At 65.6% G+C, this 17,151-nt stretch carries 14 protein-coding genes and 1 tRNA gene; 9 read left to right on the top strand and 6 right to left on the bottom strand.

Translation table 11 applies throughout. The features are described from left to right. Nucleotides 1–448 precede the first annotated feature (448 nt). Nucleotides 449–523 (bottom strand) — tRNA-Gly (locus EN861_RS33320). A gap of 317 nt (nucleotides 524–840) precedes the next feature. On the opposite strand from EN861_RS33320, the gene EN861_RS33315 reads away from it, so the two are divergent. The 4 genes from EN861_RS33315 to EN861_RS33300 all read left to right on the top strand — a co-directional run bounded on the left by EN861_RS33315 (nucleotide 841) and on the right by EN861_RS33300 (nucleotide 3,620). Then, nucleotides 841–1,338, top strand: a complete 498-nt coding sequence (locus EN861_RS33315; RefSeq protein WP_127281199.1) for a prolyl-tRNA synthetase associated domain-containing protein — start codon at nucleotides 841–843, stop codon at nucleotides 1,336–1,338. Between the two features lie 84 nt (nucleotides 1,339–1,422). Further along, a complete protein-coding gene (gene trxA / locus EN861_RS33310; protein ID WP_135867713.1) occupies nucleotides 1,423–2,430 on the top strand; it encodes a thioredoxin in 1,008 nt (335 codons plus the stop codon). Between the two features lie 107 nt (nucleotides 2,431–2,537). Beyond that, the gene (locus tag EN861_RS33305; protein ID WP_127281055.1) at nucleotides 2,538–3,209 is read left to right on the top strand and encodes an LON peptidase substrate-binding domain-containing protein; all 672 of its coding nucleotides are present in this window, start codon (nucleotides 2,538–2,540) and stop codon (nucleotides 3,207–3,209) included. A 168-nt stretch (nucleotides 3,210–3,377) separates the two neighbouring features. Continuing rightward, the gene (locus EN861_RS33300) at nucleotides 3,378–3,620 is read left to right on the top strand and encodes a Trm112 family protein (RefSeq protein WP_127872755.1); all 243 of its coding nucleotides are present in this window, start codon (nucleotides 3,378–3,380) and stop codon (nucleotides 3,618–3,620) included. A 235-nt stretch (nucleotides 3,621–3,855) separates the two neighbouring features. Here EN861_RS33300 and EN861_RS33295 read toward each other — a convergent pair whose 3' ends face one another. The 3 genes from EN861_RS33295 to EN861_RS36505 are packed head-to-tail and all read right to left on the bottom strand — an operon-like array spanning nucleotide 3,856 to nucleotide 9,666. Continuing rightward, nucleotides 3,856–7,206: an error-prone DNA polymerase gene (locus EN861_RS33295; protein WP_135867712.1), complete on the bottom strand. Its 3,351-nt coding sequence runs from the start codon at nucleotides 7,204–7,206 to the stop codon at nucleotides 3,856–3,858. Then, the gene (locus EN861_RS33290) at nucleotides 7,203–8,681 is read right to left on the bottom strand and encodes a DUF6504 family protein (protein ID WP_135867711.1); all 1,479 of its coding nucleotides are present in this window, start codon (nucleotides 8,679–8,681) and stop codon (nucleotides 7,203–7,205) included. The genes EN861_RS33295 and EN861_RS33290 overlap by 4 nt, the downstream gene beginning before the upstream one ends. Further along, nucleotides 8,623–9,666: a hypothetical protein gene (locus tag EN861_RS36505; RefSeq protein WP_135867710.1), complete on the bottom strand. Its 1,044-nt coding sequence runs from the start codon at nucleotides 9,664–9,666 to the stop codon at nucleotides 8,623–8,625. The genes EN861_RS33290 and EN861_RS36505 overlap by 59 nt, the downstream gene beginning before the upstream one ends. Before the next feature lie 177 nt (nucleotides 9,667–9,843). Between EN861_RS36505 and EN861_RS33280 the strand changes: the two genes are divergently transcribed. After that, nucleotides 9,844–10,266, top strand: coding sequence for a metallopeptidase family protein (locus EN861_RS33280; protein ID WP_127280999.1), 423 nt, complete (start codon nucleotides 9,844–9,846; stop codon nucleotides 10,264–10,266). Nucleotides 10,267–10,359: 93 nt separating this feature from the next. Here the strand turns inward: EN861_RS33280 and EN861_RS33275 are convergent, their stop codons facing one another. Together EN861_RS33275 and EN861_RS33270 are read right to left on the bottom strand one after the other, a co-directional pair. After that, nucleotides 10,360–10,566 carry a DUF1737 domain-containing protein gene (locus tag EN861_RS33275; RefSeq protein WP_027145959.1) on the bottom strand — a complete coding sequence of 69 codons (207 nt, stop codon included), beginning with the start codon at nucleotides 10,564–10,566 and terminating at the stop codon, nucleotides 10,360–10,362. A gap of 37 nt (nucleotides 10,567–10,603) precedes the next feature. Beyond that, the gene (locus EN861_RS33270) at nucleotides 10,604–11,494 is read right to left on the bottom strand and encodes a CoA ester lyase (protein ID WP_135867709.1); all 891 of its coding nucleotides are present in this window, start codon (nucleotides 11,492–11,494) and stop codon (nucleotides 10,604–10,606) included. A gap of 450 nt (nucleotides 11,495–11,944) precedes the next feature. On the opposite strand from EN861_RS33270, the gene EN861_RS33260 reads away from it, so the two are divergent. From EN861_RS33260 to EN861_RS33245, 4 genes are read left to right on the top strand one after another with little or no spacing between them, the layout of a single operon-like run. Next, entirely contained in the window at nucleotides 11,945–13,489 is a 1,545-nt protein-coding gene (locus EN861_RS33260) for a DUF4173 domain-containing protein (protein ID WP_135867707.1), read from the top strand. Nucleotides 13,490–13,492: 3 nt separating this feature from the next. Continuing rightward, a complete protein-coding gene (locus EN861_RS33255) occupies nucleotides 13,493–14,185 on the top strand; it encodes a response regulator transcription factor (protein ID WP_135867706.1) in 693 nt (230 codons plus the stop codon). Further along, on the top strand, nucleotides 14,176–15,792 hold the full coding sequence (locus tag EN861_RS33250; protein WP_135867705.1) for an ATP-binding protein: 1,617 nt from the start codon (nucleotides 14,176–14,178) through the stop codon (nucleotides 15,790–15,792). Before EN861_RS33255 ends, EN861_RS33250 begins: the two co-directional genes overlap by 10 nt. Nucleotides 15,793–15,819: 27 nt before the next feature. Next, complete coding sequence (locus EN861_RS33245; protein ID WP_135867704.1) at nucleotides 15,820–16,986, top strand: FAD-binding oxidoreductase; 1,167 nt, start codon at nucleotides 15,820–15,822, stop codon at nucleotides 16,984–16,986. Nucleotides 16,987–17,151: the final 165 nt, after the last annotated feature.

Here is a 17,151-nt window from a genome sequence, read left to right as displayed (position 1 = left end):
TATGGATATGCAAGAGCTGACCGACCGTTCCTACCGGCATCTGCAGGCCATGAACTGACTGGGGCGACGAGGCCGCGACTTGCGCCGCCACCGATGAATAGTTTGCCGGCCTGTCACCGGTCGGTCATTTTTGAAGAGAGCGACGCTCACGGCAGCGATAGCCAATACCAACGCGATCCATTGCCGCGTGAGCTCGTCTGGCCGCCACGTTGATCAGCTCGACCATGACCCGGCCTCCCGGGACGGCAGGCTCCTGACGCTGGATGAGCCTCCGCGACATGGACGCGCTGCCGCTGCGTCGGCTCATGTCGGCGGAAGCCCAGGCCCATCCGATTTGCCTGCGCCACCGCCCTTCGCAGGCTTGAGGTGGCTGCGCTTCAACCGCCACAGAAAACGAAAAAGCCGCGGCGAACCGCGGCTTTTCGATGCTTGATCCCCTGAAGGAAATTGGAGCGGGTGAAGCGATTCGAACGCTCGACCCCAACCTTGGCAAGGTTGTGCTCTACCCCTGAGCTACACCCGCTCACACGGCGTCTTGGCCGCAAGCCGGGCCTATATGGCTGAAGAGCGCGGCGATTGCAACAGGGAAATAACAGGCTTTTTGCTGCCCGGCGCCATGATGCAGGCAAGCCGCCCGTGACAAGGCTTCTCGCCGGATCTGGGGGCCGTGTTGGGCGGCGGCCCGACCATTGCCGCCTCGTCGCGGCGCGCACCATCGCCGCGTGCATGGGAATAACCGGCTTTCGCGGCGGCGCGCACCAGGCTTGCGCAAAAATGATTCCGATTCCGTGGCCGATGCGATAAACGGCATGGCCGCAAACCAGCCGAAGAAGAAATCCAATGCCGAAGACCGAAGCCGAGCTTTTCGCCTTTCTCGCCGAACTGGGCATCGCCGTTTCGACGAAACGCCACCCGCCGCTCTATACGGTGGCCGATTCGCAGGCGCTGCGCGGCGAAATCGCCGGCGGACACACCAAGAACCTGTTCCTGAAGGACAAGAAGGACAATTTCTTCCTGGTCACCGTCGGCGAGGACGCGGTCGTCGATCTCAAGCAGATCCATCAGTCGATCGGCGCCGCCAGCCGGGTTTCCTTCGGCAAGCCGGAAATGCTGATGGAGCTTTTGGGCGTCACGCCGGGCGCCGTCACCGTCTTCGGCGTCATCAATGACAGGGAAAACAGGGTCAAGCTGGTGCTCGACAAGGATTTGATGGCGCATGCCGTCATCAACGCGCATCCGCTGACCAACGAGGCGACGACGTCGATCGCGGCGGCCGATCTCATCAGATTCGTCGAGGCAACCGGGCACGATGCTGCTATCTTGAAAGTCTCGGCATGATCGCCACATGGATGGCGAAGCCGATTTCCAATTGAGACATGGCGCCGAGCCGCGGGCCGGCAGCGCGACCGAAAGGGTGACGAGATGAGCGACAACAATCCGTTTGGCGGATCATTCGGAAACAATGGCGGCCAGTATGCCACCACGGTGCAGTATGGCGGAACGGCCACGGCGCCGGCGAAGGCAGCGCTTGGCGATGCGCCCGCGGGCGCCCGCGCCGGCGATGTCATCAAGGACACGACGACCGCCGCCTTCGCCGCCGACGTCATCCAGGAATCGCGCCGCCAGCCGGTGCTGGTCGATTTCTGGGCGCCGTGGTGCGGCCCTTGCAAGCAGCTCACGCCGCAGCTGGAAAAGGCGGTCAAGGCCGCCGGCGGCAAGGTCAAGCTGGTCAAGATGAACATAGACGACCATCCCTCGATCGCCGGCCAGCTCGGCATCCAGTCGATTCCGGCGGTCATCGCCTTCAAGGACGGCCAACCGGTCGACGGCTTCATGGGCGCCATTCCCGAGAGCCAGATCAACGAATTCATCACCAAGGTCGGCGGCCAGGGCAATGGCGCGCCGCCGGTGGCCGAGGCGCTGGCGGCGGCCGTGGAAGCGCGCGACGCCGGCGACATGCAGGCCGCCGCCGACATTTATGACGCCATCCTGGCGCAGGCGCCGGAGACGGTCGAGGCGATTGGCGGGCTGGGCGAGCTGCTGTTCGAAGCCGGCGACACGGAAGGCGCCGAGGCGTTGCTGGCAACGGCGCCCGAGGCCAAGAAGGACGCGCCGGCGCTCGCCGCCCTGCGCGCCAAGATGGCGCTTGCCGCGCAGGCGGCCGAACTCGGCAACCCGGCCGAATTCGAACGCCGGCTTGCAGAAAATCCCAAGGACCATCAGGCGCGTTTCGATCTGGCCATGATCCAGAACGCCAGGGGCGATCGCACCGCGGCGGCCGACAATCTGCTGGCCATCATCAAGGCCGACCGCGCCTGGAACGAGGACGGCGCCAGGACCCAGTTGCTGCAACTGTTCGAGGCTTGGGGCATGACCGACGAGGCGACGCTTGCCGCGCGCCGCAAATTGTCGGCGTTGCTGTTTTCCTGAGCCGGTTATCGGTTGTTTTGTCGCAGAGGCTTGCGGCGTCGGGCCTGAGCGCCAGATAGGACAGGGCAGGGTTGACGCTTCGCAATCGAAGCGATCGGAGGAATGAGGTGCAAGCGGGAAACGCGCATTACCGGCTCGCCAAGGATTTGCCGTTGACGATCCCGATCTTTCCGCTCGAGGGCGCGCTCCTTTTGCCGGGCGGCCGCATGCCGCTCAACATCTTCGAGCCGCGCTACCTGCAGATGGTGGACGAGGCGGTCGCCGGCTCGCGTCTCATCGGCATCATCCAGCCCGGTCTCAATGGCGCATTGCGCGAGGATGGCGAGCCGGAGCTTTGCAATGTCGGCTGCATCGGTCGCATCATCGCCTTTTCAGAGACCGGCGACGGTCGCTACCTGATTTCGCTGCAAGGCGTGTGCCGGTTCCGCATCGCCCACGAGCTGACGGTCAAGACGCCGTTCCGCCAGTGCAAACCGGCACCCTTCCTGGCCGATCTCGACGAGGAGCAGGCGGCTGATGAAATCGACCGGCCGGCGTTGCTGCGGGCCTTTCGCGCCTATCTGCAGGCCAACGATCTGGAAGCCGACTGGGAAAGCGTCAGCCGGGCCGAAAACGCCATGCTGGTCAACGCGCTGTCGATGATGGCGCCCTATGGACCGGCCGAGAAGCAGGCGTTGCTGGAAGCCGCGGACCTGAAGACGCGGGCCGAGACGCTGATCGCCATCACCGAGATGACGCTGGCGCGCGAGAATGAGGATTTTGGCTCGAGCCTGCAGTAGGATGTGCCGATATTCAGGTGATGCGGGCCTGCAAATGGCGGCTTTCTGCGCTTCCGGGGCTCACGTGCGAAAAGTACGCTCCGCTCCGGTTCTCGGAAGCCGCCATTTTCGACTTGGCCTGACCTGAATCTCAACACATCTTCCGATAGTTGGTCAGGAGGCGACACGATGGCGGCGGATGGGCGTGACGGAAAGAATTTCAATGTCGACCCCAAGTTGCTGGAACTCCTGGCCTGCCCGCTGACCAAGGGGCCGCTAGCCTGGGATCCGGAGCGGGGCGAACTGATCTCGCGGGTCGCCAAGCTTGCCTATCCGGTACGCGACGGCATACCGATCATGCTGCCCTCCGAGGCGCGAACCATCTCGGCCGAGGATGTGCTGGCGCCGCCGAGGCTGGGTGGGCCGAGTTAGAGTTCTTAGCTGATAGTAGAGTTGCGAGAGGCTGGCGGGCCAGCGCCCCCCTCTGCCCTGCCGGGCATCTCCCCCACAAGGAGGGAGATTGGCTGTTACCTCGGCTTTCGCCAACCTTCAACTTTGTCAGAGGAGGCGGGGCGGCGACGCTGCTAATCTCCCCCCATGTGGGGGAGATGCCCGGCAGGGCAGAGGGGGGCGCCGTAGAGCGTCCACGCGGCTTGTTCCCACGTGCTTACTGAAAATTCCGTCCCTTGGGCATGACGCGTTCCGCCTCTTCCGACAGCGTTGCGAGATCCTGTCCGGCCGGCGCATTGCGTGGCGCGGGTCTGCTATCTCGATCAGGAGCCTCTGCCTTCGCGGCCGCAGAGGAGGCACCCGGCGCCCCGGCCCCGCTCACTTTCTCCAGCAGCACGGTCAGCCAGGGCGTCAGATCCTCGATCTTCTCGGCGACGATATGGACGACACCTGATTCCGACTGCAGCTTCCCGGTGACCTTCACAAACCGGGCGCCCATGACGATGGGCCGGAAGCGGGTGAAGGTCCTTTCCCAGAAGATGACATTGGCGACGGCCTTGTCGTCTTCCAGCGTGAGAAAGATCGCGTTGCCCTTGCCGGGGCGCTGGCGCACCAGCACCAGGCCGGCAACGGAGACCCGCCTGCCGTCGCGCACGGAAGGCAGGCTGGCATTGGGGGTGACGCCGGCGCGGTCGAGCCGCTCGCGCAGGAAGGCGACCGGATGCGCCTTCAGCGACAGGCCGAGCGAGCGGTAATCGTGGATGACATGCTCGCCGAGCGGCATTTTCGGCAGTCTCGTCTCGGGCTCCAGCTCGCGTAGGCTGAGTGCCGGCTGGTCGAACAGCGGCAGTTTCTCGGCGGCGCTCTTGCCGTCGAGCGCGCGGACCTCCCACAGTGCCGCGCGGCGGTCGAGGCCGATGGACCGAAAGGCGTCGGCCTGCGCCAGCTTCTCGATCTCGTCGACATTGAGGCCGGAGCGCAGCCAGACATCCCGGACGGTCGAGTAGCCGGCGCCGCGCCGGGCGACGAAAGCCTCCATGCGTTCCTTGGAAAGTCCCTTGATTTGCCTGAAGCCGAGCCGCAGCGCATGGCTTGTCTCGATGACGCCGCGCATCCCGGCATGACGCGGCAGGATGCGGGCCGGGTCGAAAGGCGCCTTTTCCAAAGTGCAGTCCCAGACGGAGAAATTGACATCGACCTCGCGGATGTCGACGCCATGGTCGCGGGCGTCGCGCACCAGCTGCGCCGGCTGGTAGAACCCCATCGGCTGCGAGTTCAGGATCGCGGCGCAGAACACGTCGGGATAGAAGGTCTTGAACCAGCAGGAGGCATAGACGAGCAGCGCGAAGGAGGCGGCGTGGCTTTCGGGAAAGCCATATTCGCCGAAACCCTCGATCTGCTTGAAGCAGCGCTCGGCGAAGTCCTTTTCGTAGCCTCGGTCCGTCATGCCGTCGATCATGCGCTGGCGGTAATTGCCGATGGTGCCGGTGCGCTTGAAGGTGGCCATGGCGCGGCGCAGTTCATCGGCCTCGCCCGGCCTGAAGCCGCCGGCGACGATGGCGATCTTCATCGCCTGCTCCTGGAACAGCGGCACGCCCAGCGTCTTGCCGAGTATTTTTTCCAGCTCCGGCTTGGGATATTCGGCTTTTTCCTTGCCTTGGCGGCGGCGCAGATAGGGATGCACCATATCGCCCTGGATCGGGCCTGGCCGCACGATCGCCACCTCGATGACCAGATCGTAGAATTCGCGCGGCTTCAGCCGTGGCAGCATCGACATCTGGGCGCGCGATTCGATCTGGAAGACGCCGAGCGTATCGGCGCGGCAGATCATGTCGTAGACACGAGGGTCCTCCTTGGCGATCGTATCCAGGGTCAATGGCCTGCCATAGTCGTCTCTCACGCCGTATTGGGTTTCGAGCAAGGTGAAAGCGCGCTGGAGGCAGGTCAGCATGCCGAGCGCCAGTATATCCACCTTGAGGATCTTCACCGCGTCGAGATCGTCCTTGTCCCATTCGACCATCTTGCGCTCGTCCATCGCCGTCTTGACGATGGGGACGATTTCGTCGAGCCGGTCCCTGGTGATGACGAAGCCGCCGACATGCTGGGAGAGATGGCGGGGAAAGCCCATGATCTCGTTGGCGCGTTCCATCACATGCCGCGATATGGGATCGCTGCGGTCGAGGCCGCCGGCCCTGGCTTCCTTCTCGCCGAGCTCCGAGGTCGACCAGCCCCAGATCGAGCCGGAAAGCGACGCCCGGACATCCTCCGACAGGCCCATCGCCTTCGACACTTCGCGCAGCGCCGAACGGCCGCGATAGCTGATGACGGCGGCGGCGAGCGCCGTGCGCTTGGAGCTGTATTTCGTATAGATGTACTGCATCACCTCTTCGCGCCGCTCATGCTCGAAATCGACATCGATATCCGGTGGCTCGTTGCGTTCCTCCGAGATGAAACGCTCGAAGAGCGTGTCGATCTTGTCCGGTCCCACCTCGGTGATGCCGATGCAGAAGCAGATGATCGAATTGGCGGCGGAACCACGGCCCTGGCAGAGAATGCCTTGGCCGCGAGCGAATTTGATGATGTCATGGACGGTCAGGAAATAGCGGGCGTAATTCAGCCGCTCGATCAGGGCGAGTTCTTCCTGAATGCGTTTTATGACGCTGGAGGGGACACCAGCGGGAAAGCGCCGGGCCGCTCCCTCCCGGGCCAGGCGCTCCAGCTCCGCCTGCGGGCCGAGGCCCGATTCCGTCGGCTCGTCGGGATAATTGTACTGAAGGTCGCCGAGCGAGAAGGTCAGCTCTTCGCCGAAACGCAGCGTCTCCGCCAGCGCCCGCGGATGCCTGCGGAACAGGCGCGCCATCTCCAGCGGCGGCTTCAGATGGCGTTCGGCATTGGCGGTCAGCTCCAGCCCTACCTCGGCGACCGGAACATTGAGGCGGATCGCGGTCAGCACATCCTGTAAGGGGCGGCGTTCGGCCGTGTGGTAGAGCACGTCGTTGGTCGCCATCAGCGGAATGCCGGTGCTTTCGGCAAACGCCGCCGCCTGCTCGATCCTGAAGCGGTCATGGCCGGCATAACAGGGCGAGACGCCGAGCCGCAGGGCGCTGCCGAACCGGCCCTCGAGTTCCCGCAGCAAGGCCAGACTGTCCTGCGCGTCCTGCGCCAGATCGGGCAAGACCGCCAGCGACATCCGGTCCCCCCATTCGAGCAAGTCGCCGCGCTGGAGCAAGGTGGCGCCCTTTTCGGTCTCGTCGCGCAGATTGGCCTGGGTGAGCATGCGGCACAGATGCCCCCAGCCCGTGCGGTCCCTGGGATAGGCGAGAATGTCCGGCGTGCCGTCGCCAAAAACCAGCCGGCAGCCAGGATGATAGGCAAGCTTTTCGACCTTGGCCTGCTGCCAGGCGCGCACCACGCCGGCCACGCTGTTGCGGTCGGCGAGCCCGATCGCGGAGAAACCCATGAGCTTGGCCGCGACCACCAGTTCCTCCGGCTTGGAAGCGCCGCGCAGGAAGGAGAAATTCGACTGGATGCCGAACTCGGCATAGGGGATGACGGTCAGCGCGTTCATGCGAAGACCCCGTGCATGAACCAGCGCGGCGGGATCTGCGAGGCGCTGCCGTAAAGGCCTTGCCGGTAGAGCCAGTAGCGGCGGCCATCGGCATCCTCGATGCGGAAATAGTCGCGTGTCGATGCCGCCGGATCGCCCGGCGCCTCGCGCCACCATTCGGCGGCGATGCGTTCCGGACCCTCGGCACGGGTGACGCGGTAGAGCGCGCGGCGCCAACGAAAATGCAGCGGCGGTCCCTCCGGCATTTCGGTGGCCGGCACATCGATGGGCTCGGGCGCGCGGAACAGCCGGATTGGGCGTTCCGGCGGGAAGATGGTCATCGGCGCCGGCATCCTGTCCGGCTTCTTCGGCGGCGTGGTCCGGCGCGGCGCCTCGCTGAAGGGGACGATGGCGACGGCGCGTTCGGGCAGATGGCTTTCCACAGGGACAGGCTGGAGAACCGCGCTCTCGCCGAGGCGGGCGCGGATGCGGTCGGCGAACAGGGCTATGTCGGCACCGTCGTCGGCCGCTTCACCGGTCAGATCGGTCTGCTGCGTGTCGAAAGCGGCGACAGCCAGCACCGAGAGGCGCACCAGGTCGAAGCCATAGCCGGCATCGATATGCTGCTCGAGTGCTGCCAGCCTTTCATGGAACAATTTCCGGATCAGCAAGGGTTCGCGCATCGGCCGCGAGGTGCCGAGCGCGATGCGGCTGACGGCGCCGTCGACGCGAAAGAGCAGCAGCGCCAGCGTCCGGGCGCCTTCGCCGCGGCGTTCGAGGTCGGTCTTCAAGGTCGTCGCCAGCATGCCCACCAGCCGCTCTATCTCCTCCGTCAGCGTGACGGGTTCGGCGAGATGGCGTTCGACTGAAAGCGGCGCGACGGGAAGGCGCGGCGAGATCGCTTCGTCGAGACGGCCAAGCGCCTGGTCGAGGCGCTGGAGCAGCAAGGCGCCGAAGCGGCGGGCAAGCGGCGCGCGCGCCGCGGCCATGACGGCGCCCGCCGTGCGCAGCCCGACGCTTTCCAGGCTGGCACGGGTTTCCGGCGCTATGCGAAGGGCGGCCAGCGGCAAGGGAGCAAGCAAGGCTTCCTCCTCGCCCGATAGAACGATGCGGTCGCCGCAAAAGCGTGCCGCCGCCCAGGCCGCCCCGGGCGTGCCGGCAAGCCCGGCGCGGACGTCGAAACCCTGATGCAAGAAGCGCGACAGGATTTCGTCGAGCATGGCGCGTTCGCCGCCGAACAGATGGGTGCAGCCGGTGACGTCGAGGAACAGGCCGTCGATGCTGTCCAGCGCCACCAGCGGCGTGTAGCGGTCGCACCAGTCGGCAAGGCCCTCGAGCAGGCGCCGGTCGGCCTCCGGATCGGCTTCGACGATGTCGATCGACGGATGCATGGCGCGCGCATCGGCAATCCCCATGTCGCGCTTCAGGTGCAGCGCCTCAGCCCGCTCGTCGAGGGCTGAGATGCGCTGCGCGTTGCCCTGGCGGTGGCTGATCACGAGCGGTGGGTGAGATGGCGACGGATGATCCGAGGGTCGGGAACGCCAGGATTTCCCCAGACGCTGCCGCAGGATCCTTTCGGCCGCCAGATAGGGAAACCACAGGGACAGGATTCTCTGCCCGCTCTTCCTCGCCCCTTCTTTCGTCGAATACGCGTTCATCGGGGTTCCACTCCAGTATGAATTGTCCAGGCAAGGCCGTGCGGCTCTTGCCGATGCTGATGGTGAAGGCGGGGTGGCCGATCGAACCGGCGAGCGGCCCGGCGACTGTGGCGCGCGGCACGGCCGGCGCCGACGCGGCGATGAGGCGGACAGGCGCCGCCGTCGGTTCCGGCTCGGCCGCCTGCCGCAGCAGGAACACCGGCCGGCCGGCACCTTGCGCCCGCGCATGCAGGCGGCGCGTCGCGGTCAGGTCCAGCCGCTGCGGATTGCCGCGGATTTCCAGAATGACGGCGGCAAGCGCCGTCATGCGGGCCGCCTCCTCGGCGACCCACAGCGCATCGACAAGCCTGGGCGCCTCGGAAAACAGCAATTGCCCGGGCTCGATGCCGAAGGCGGCATGCAGCCCCCTGGCGTAGGGAAAGCCGGCCTCGTGGAAAATTTCCGATGTCCCGATCCATAAGACAGGTAGCCCCTGCGCCTGGTTGAGGATCAGGCTGACGAGCGACAGGGCGAAGCCGGCCACGGCTCCCGCATCGCGGGTTTCCAGGCCATGGATTTCGGTCAGGGCGGCTTTCGGCAGGCCGCCGCCGAGCGCGGCATCGAGCCGCTCGACGCCGATGGGCAGGAAAGCATCCGGCAAGGCCGCGGCAAGGCCGCGCCGGATGATTGTCAGATCGCCGCCCGGCGTGGGGTCAGCGCTGGCGCCGGCATCAAGGGGCGCCGCCGCCGGCGCCTGCAAGCGCTCGGGCAACGTTCCCTCGATTTTCGCGATCTGGCGGCGCAGGGCAAAAACAGTCTCCCGCGCCACGGCGGTCATCGCCATGACGGTCAGCTTCCACTCACAATTGTTCCTGTTATGTTCCTATTGATTCCAGAGGGCGCTGGAAGAGTCAAGCAGAGTCATAAGGAATTTATTCCTCTCCCTGCGCGACGCCGGCGTATAGGCGTCATTTGCCTCGACCGGTGCGAGCGCCTATATGCCGGGATTAAAGGACAAAGCATGGCCCGCATCTACAAGACCCGCACCTGGCATGGCGAACTTGCGCCCTCGATGGAAGAATTGGAGTTCCTGGCCCTGGAGGCCTACGCCCATCTGCCGGAGGATTTTCGCAAGCTGACCGGCGAGATCGTCATCCAGATCGCCGAATTCCCGACCGACGAGATCATGGACGATTTGTCGTTGGAGACACCGTTCGACCTGCTCGGCCTGTTCGAGGGGCGCGGCATCGCCGAACGCTGGAACCCGCAAACCGGCGAAGGCCCCAACCGCATCACGCTCTATCGTCGCGCCATGCTCGACTACTGGGCCGAAAACGAGGAATCGCTGGGCGACATCGTCACCCACGTGCTGATCCACGAGATCGGCCACCATTTCGGCCTGTCGGACGATGATATGGAAAAGATCGAAGAGGCTGCTGAATAGGCTGTGCCTTCGTCATCCTAGGGTCTGCGCCGCGTCGCTTCGCTCCTTGCTTCGCCCTAGGATGACGAAGAGAGAGGGCCGCGGCGCTTTCCCCTACCAGTCGCTGAGCTTGGTATCCGGCCCGTATTCCTGGCCGTCGACATCCTTCACCACGGCCTGGCCGCAGCGCATGGTCTTGGCTTTCTTGTCATAGGCATAGGTCGGCGAGCCGAACAGGTGCCAGCCCTTGTTCAGCGCCGCCGTCACCTTGTGGCAGAAGCTGGCGTCGTCCGGGGCGGTGAGAAAGCGGTAGAGTTTCATCGTCCAATTCCTGTCGTGTATCCCAAGTCGGCGAATATCATGCCCCGATGGCGGCCGCCTTCGCCAGCAGTTTTTCGGCCTGAGCCAGGTGCAGCCGCTCGACCATCCTGCCGTTCAGCGCGATGACGCCCTTGCCGCTGTTTTGCGCCAGCGCGAAGGCATCCTTCACCGCGCGCGCCTCGGCCAGAGCCTGCGCCGACGGGGCAAAGGCGCGGTTGGCGGCCTCGATCTGCGATGGATGGATCAGCGTCTTGCCGTCAAAGCCCATGGCGGCGGCCTGCGTGCATTCGCGGGCGAACGCGTCCAGGTCGCGAAAATCGTTGAACACCCCATCGAGCATGTCGAGGCCGCCGGCGCGTGCCGCCAGCAGCATCTGCATCAGCCATGGCAGGAGATAGGCGCGGTCGGGCGTCGCCTGGACGCCGGTATCCTTGATCAGATCATTCGTTCCGGCAATGAAACAATCCAGCCGCGAGGCGGGGTCGCGGCCGAGCTCGGCGATGGCGCCGATGTTGAGCATGGCCTTGGGCGTCTCGATCATCGCCCATAGTTTCACGCTGTCGGGGGCAAAATTGTCGTCCAGCACATCGCCGACCTCGAGCACGTCGCGCGGTGTGTCGACCTTGGGCAGCAGGATGCCGTCCGGTTCCGCCTTGGCCACGGCGGCAAGATCCTCAGTGCCCCATTCGCTGGACAGCGCATTGACGCGCACCACCATCTCGCAGCGCCGGCCATTGCGGTCGGCACCAGGGCGATTGGCGAAAATGCCGGCCAGTTTCTCGCGCGCGGCGATCTTGTCGGCGGGAGCGACGGCGTCCTCCAGATCGATGATGACGGCGTCGCAGGCAAGCTGCGCGATCTTGGCCAGCGCCTTGTCGTTGGAGGCCGGGACATAGAGCACGGAGCGGCGCGGACGGTAGGTTTCCATGCCCGATCTATGCCGGTTGCGGTCGGGCGAGGCAAGCGTCCGACCGATACCTGATACGAGCCAACCGCGAAAGCTTGCGCCGTCCCTTGCCTGTCCTCCGCAGCCGTTGCCGAAGGGCGCCCTTCCTCTCCCCCCTCCGGAGGGAGAGGAAAGGAGCCTGGCTGGGGCAGCGCCAACGCGTCCGCAAAGAATGGCGGGCAGTGCACCAGCCCTGCGCGAAAACTGCACGCGCATGCCGAAAACCTCCTCGTATCTGCCCCGCCAACTTCATGCCGGCCCGCCACAAGGCGGCATGCAAAAGCGAGCAAAACCCCGTTGGTCCCTGCCCCACAGGCTGCGCAGCGAAGGCTGGTGGCTGGCCGATCCACCACGTGCGATGGCGACCCTCATCCCTTTCGTCCGCAAACGAGCTCCGACGGCCCGACTGGAAGCCATGGGGACGATCAGGTCATGACAGTGTTGCTCACTGCGGCGCCAAGCTATTGCAGCCGCGTCGGCGTTGCCCTGCTGCTGGTCGCGATCGCCGATTTCCTGTTCTACGGCCAGCCCCCCGGCATCACGGTTCTCCTGTTCGCCATCCTGATTGCCGCGGCGGTGGTGGCCGTGCATCCCGCCGCCTTCAACGATGGCAAGGTGTGGCTCAAGTCAGCCGCCTTGCTTGTCGCGCTGCTGCCGCTGGCCGAGACTATCAGCCCTTTGTCGGTCTCGATCGCGCTCGCGGCCCTGGTGGCGTTCGCGCTTTCGCTGAGTGGCCGGCTGCGGCACCGCATGGCGCGCATTACCGGCCAGGTCATGCTGTTCGGGCTGGCGGCGCCGGTCCGGTTCCTCGGCGATTTTCTGCAGTGGCGAAGGGCGGCGCGGCGGTTCGGCGGGCATCGCATAAGGCTGGCGGCGATCGCGGTCTGGGTCATGCCGCTGACGCTGGGCGCCGTCTTCGTCGCCCTGTTCGGCGCCGCCAACCCGGTCATCGAATACTGGCTGTCGCTGATCGATCTCATCAAGCTGCTCGACCTGATCCAGCTGACGCGGATTGCCTTCTGGCTGTTCGTGCTTGCCGGCGTCTGGGCCTTTCTGCGGCCGCGCCTGCCGCGATTCCGGCGGCGTATTTTCCGGCCAGATCATCCCCCTGCCGATGCCCAGCCGGCGGCTGGCCCGGACAGGCATGTTGTCGAGGACATCGTCTTCGGCAAGGCGGCTATCCTTCGAGCGCTCGTTGTCTTCAACATCCTGTTCGCGATGCAGAGCGGGCTCGACGCCACCTATCTGTGGGGCGGGGTCGCGCTTCCCGATGGCTTGAGCTACGCCGCTTACGCGCATCGCGGCGCCTATCCGCTTGTTGTCACCGCGCTGCTTGCCGCCGGTTTTGTCCTTGCGGCGCTGAGGCCCGGCAGCGAGGCATCGAACGATCCGCTTATCCGCCGCCTGGTCTATGCCTGGGTAGCGCAGAACATCATGCTGGTCGCCTCGTCGATCCTGCGGCTCGACCTCTATGTCGGCATCTATGCGCTGACCTGCTGGCGCGTCGCTGCTTTCGTCTGGATGGGGCTGGTGGCGGCCGGGCTTGCGCTGATCATCGCCCGCATCGCGCTCGAAAAATCCAACGAATGGCTGCTCTCCGCCAATCTTCTGACGTTATCCCTGGCGCTTTATGCCTGCTGTTTCATCAACTTCGCCGCGCTGATCGCCAATTACAATGTCGCCCATTCCCTTGAAATGACCGGCCAGGGCATTCCCCTCGACGCCTGGTATCTGCGCTCGCTCGGCCCGGGCGCGTTTCCGGCGCTCGACCGCTTCTACGATCGTCAGGGCAAGACGGCCGATGCCGGCGCCGTCGGCGAACTGGCAAGGTTGCGCGGTGTCGATGAAGGCTGGTATCGCAGCATGCAGGAAAACTGGCGGAGCTGGAGCTTTCGCGACTGGCGCCTGCTTCGCTATCTCGACAGCAGGCAGCCGATCATTGTTCCTGGCGTCGCAGAACCCGTGCCGGACCGCTGAGCCATGCCGCATTACATCCTCGTCGCCGACGACGACCCGCATATCCGCGAAGTGATCTGCTTCGCGCTGGAAAAGGCCGGCATGAAAACGGCTGCCGTGGCCGATGGCGCCGCCGCCCTGCAGGCGATCGAACGGCGCACGCCCGACCTTGTCGTGCTCGACATCGGCATGCCTGAGATGGACGGGCTGGAGGTCTGCCGGCGGCTGCGCCACACATCCAACGTGCCGGTGTTGTTCCTGTCCGCGCGCGATGAGGAGATCGACCGCATCCTTGGGCTCGAAATGGGTGGCGACGATTACGTCACCAAGCCGTTCAGCCCGCGCGAGCTGGTCGCCCGCGTCAACGTCATCCTGCGGCGCGCCCGCCCCGTCGCGCCCGAACCCGCCGACGACAGGCAGTTCGCGCAGGGCAAGCTCACCTTGGCGCCGGCCAGCCACGCGGCCGCCTTCGACGGCAAGCCGCTGGCCCTGACGGGGATCGAGTTCTCGATCCTGAAAGGGTTTCTGGCGCGGCCCACCCATGTGCTCGACCGCGAGGCGGTGATGGCCAGTGCCTATGCGGGCAAGATCCATGTCGCCGACCGCACCGTCGACAGCCATATCCGCAACATCCGCGCCAAGCTGGCGGCGGTGGGTTGCCCGGAGGTCATCGAGACGGTGCATGGCGTCGGCTTCCGGCTTGGCCGATGCGGCTGACGACGTCCAGCAAATGGATTGGCAGCAAGTGGATCGGCCGCAAATGGCGGCCGCGCCTCGCCACGGTCGTCGTCGCCATCCTGATCCTGGTGATGGCGCTGCCGCTGGTCGGCCTGTTCTTCTTCCGCCTCTATGAGAACCAGCTGATCCGCCAGACCGAGGCGGAGCTGATCGCGCAGGGTGCCGCCATCGCCGCCATCTATGCGCAGGAGGTGCGCGACGCCGGCATTTTGCCGGAAAAGCTCGGCGCGCCGATGCCTGGGGCCAATGGCGGCGCGAGCCGAAGCGCCAATCCCGAATCGCCCTATCGGCCGATCGAGCCGCAGCTCGATCTCGCCTCGGATTACGTGCTTGCGACCCGGCCTGCCGGGATGCCCGCCACGGCCGATCCCGCTTTCGCCGCGATCGGCGCGCGCCTGACCGGCATTCTCGATGCGACGCAGAAGACCACGCTGGCCGGTTTCCGGCTGCTCGATCCCGCAGGTGTCGTCATTGCCGGGCGCGACGAAATCGGGCAGTCGCTTGCCGGGGTCGAGGAGGTGCGGGCCGCACTTGCCGGGCGCTATGCCAGCGCGCTCCGGCTGCGCATCCCCAACCAGCCGGCGCCGCCGCTCTATTCGGTCAGCCGCGGCACCAAGGTGCGCGTCTTCGTCGCCCTGCCGGTTGCCGTCAACGGCAAGGTCGCCGGCGTGGTCTATGTCTCGCGGACGCCCAACAACATCATAAAACATCTCTATGGCGAACGCGGCAAGGTGACGGCGGCGGCGATCGCCATCCTCGGCGGCACGCTGCTCATCGGCCTCGTCTTCCTGCGCACTGTCAGCCGGCCGATCTATGCGCTGATCGACCGCACCCGGCGCATCGCCGCCGGCGAGCGCGACGCGATCCGGCCGCTCGATCATCACGGCACGCGCGAAATGGCCGAACTGTCCGCCGCGTTTCTCGACATGGCGGAGAAACTGCAGGCGCGCTCGGATAGCATCCAGACCTTTGCCACCCACGTCTCGCATGAGCTCAAATCGCCGCTGACGGCGATCCAGGGCGCGGCCGAACTGCTGCGCGATTCCGGCTCGGCGATGGATGATGACGAGCGGCGGCGCTTCTCCAACAATATCGTCACCGATGCCGGACGGCTCAACCTGCTGGTCCGGCGTCTGCTCGACCTGGCGCGGGCCGAAAACCTCGCGCCCAGCGGCGAAAGCACCTCGGTCAGGTCGGCGCTGGCGCTGCTTCCCGTCGACACCAGGCTGGCGGTTGGCGTCGAGGCCGGCGGCGATCTGGCCTTGCGCATCTCGGCCGAGAACGGAGCAATCGTGCTTGGCAATCTCATCGACAATTCGGCCAGGCACGGCGCGACGCAAGTTTCGATCACTGCCGCAAGCGCCGGCGGCAAGGCGACGGTGCTGGTCAGCGACGATGGCGCCGGCATTTCGCCAAGCAACCAGGCGCGCATCTTCGAGCCGTTCTTCACCACGCGGCGCGCTACCGGCGGCACCGGCATGGGCCTCGGCATCGTGCTGGCCCTCCTGAAAGCGCATGATGGTACGATCAGGTTGGTTGACTCCGAGCGCGGCACGCGCTTCGAGATCACTTTGCCGGTCGCGTAGAGTGTGGACGGCGGATCGGAGAAAAAAGTGCGCTACGACATCGTCATCATCGGCGGAGCCATCGTCGGCTCCTCGGTCGCCTACTATCTGCGCGAGGAAGGGTTTTCCGGCTCGATCGCGCTGATCGAGCGCGATCCGCAATTCGCCCACGCGGCGACGACGCTATCCATGGCCTCGATCCGCCAGCAATTCTCGATTCCGGAAAACATCCGCCTGTCGCAATTCACGCTGAAACTGTTCCGGCGGCTGAAGGAAGAATTCGGCACTGACGCCGATATCGGTTTTCGCGAGGGCGGCTATCTCATCCTTGCCGGCGAGGCCGGGCTGCCGATCCTCAGGGCCAACCACGAGGCGCAGGTCGCCGAGGGCGCCGACATACTGCTCGAGGACGCTGACCAGCTGACGCGCCGCTTCCCTTGGCTGTCGGCGGAAGGCATCACCGCCGGCGCCTATGGCCGCACCGGCGAAGGCTGGTTCGACGCGCATGCGATGCTGACGCTCTTCCGCAAGGCGCTGCGGCAGAAGAAGATCGACTTCATCAGCGCTTCGGTCACCGGTATCGAGCGGCAGGGCGACCGCGTCACCGGCGTCAGCCTCGATAATGGCGACCGGATCGAGGCCGGCACCGTCATCAACGCCGCCGGGCCGAATGCCGGCAAGGTCGCCGCCCTTGCCGGGCTGGCGCTGCCGGTCGAGCCGCGCAAGCGCAACGTCTTCGTCTTCGAGGCGCGCGAGAAATATGCCGACATGCCGCTGCTGGTCGATCCCTCGGGCATCTATGTCAGGCCGGAAGGCTCGGTCTACCTGACCGGCGGCGCCGAACCGGAAGAGGGCGACGGCCCGGCCGATCCCGGCGATTTCGACGTCGACTGGCCGCTGTTCGAAGAGGTGATCTGGCCGGTGCTGGCAACCCGCATCCCGGCCTTCGAGGCGATCAAGCCGACGCGTGCCTGGGCCGGGCATTATGACTATAACACCCTCGACCAGAACGCGGTGATCGGCCCGCATCCCGAAGTGATGAATTTCCTCTTCGCCAACGGATTTTCCGGCCACGGCCTGCAGCAAGCGCCGGCGGTCGGCAAGGCGCTGGCGGAACTGATCGTGCATGGCGGCTACCGGACGATCGATTGCTCGGCGTTTGGCTACGAACGGGTGGCCGAGGGCCGGGCGTTCCGGGAATTGAATGTGATTTGAGGCGCCTGGCCTGGCCTGCCTCTCCCTTCTCCCCTTGTGGACCTGTTGCGTAATTGGCTGGTTGTGATTCTCTGAGATGAAAGCTCGGAGGGAATCGCAATGGCGGTGAAGCAGACGGGTCAGTTGAGCTTGGCGGAGGCTTTCCTGGGCAACAGGCTGGCTGGC

The sequence above is a fragment of the Mesorhizobium sp. M8A.F.Ca.ET.218.01.1.1 genome, from assembly GCF_004791165.1.
GTDB lineage: Bacteria > Pseudomonadota > Alphaproteobacteria > Rhizobiales > Rhizobiaceae > Mesorhizobium.
The sequence above is the reverse complement of the archived record's forward strand: the minus strand, read 5'-3'. Positions and strand labels throughout refer to the sequence as shown.

Coding starts and splice junctions, on each gene's coding strand:
- EN861_RS36505 (WP_135867710.1), bottom strand. CDS start 9,666: ATGGCGATGACCGCCGTGGCGCGGGAGACTGTTTTTGCCCTGCGCCGC.
- EN861_RS33315 (WP_127281199.1), top strand. CDS start 841: ATGCCGAAGACCGAAGCCGAGCTTTTCGCCTTTCTCGCCGAACTGGGC.
- EN861_RS33275 (WP_027145959.1), bottom strand. CDS start 10,566: ATGAAACTCTACCGCTTTCTCACCGCCCCGGACGACGCCAGCTTCTGC.
- EN861_RS33270 (WP_135867709.1), bottom strand. CDS start 11,494: ATGGAAACCTACCGTCCGCGCCGCTCCGTGCTCTATGTCCCGGCCTCC.
- EN861_RS33295 (WP_135867712.1), bottom strand. CDS start 7,206: ATGAACGCGCTGACCGTCATCCCCTATGCCGAGTTCGGCATCCAGTCG.
- trxA (WP_135867713.1), top strand. CDS start 1,423: ATGAGCGACAACAATCCGTTTGGCGGATCATTCGGAAACAATGGCGGC.
- EN861_RS33260 (WP_135867707.1), top strand. CDS start 11,945: ATGACAGTGTTGCTCACTGCGGCGCCAAGCTATTGCAGCCGCGTCGGC.
- EN861_RS33300 (WP_127872755.1), top strand. CDS start 3,378: ATGGCGGCGGATGGGCGTGACGGAAAGAATTTCAATGTCGACCCCAAG.
- EN861_RS33280 (WP_127280999.1), top strand. CDS start 9,844: ATGGCCCGCATCTACAAGACCCGCACCTGGCATGGCGAACTTGCGCCC.
- EN861_RS33255 (WP_135867706.1), top strand. CDS start 13,493: ATGCCGCATTACATCCTCGTCGCCGACGACGACCCGCATATCCGCGAA.
- EN861_RS33250 (WP_135867705.1), top strand. CDS start 14,176: ATGCGGCTGACGACGTCCAGCAAATGGATTGGCAGCAAGTGGATCGGC.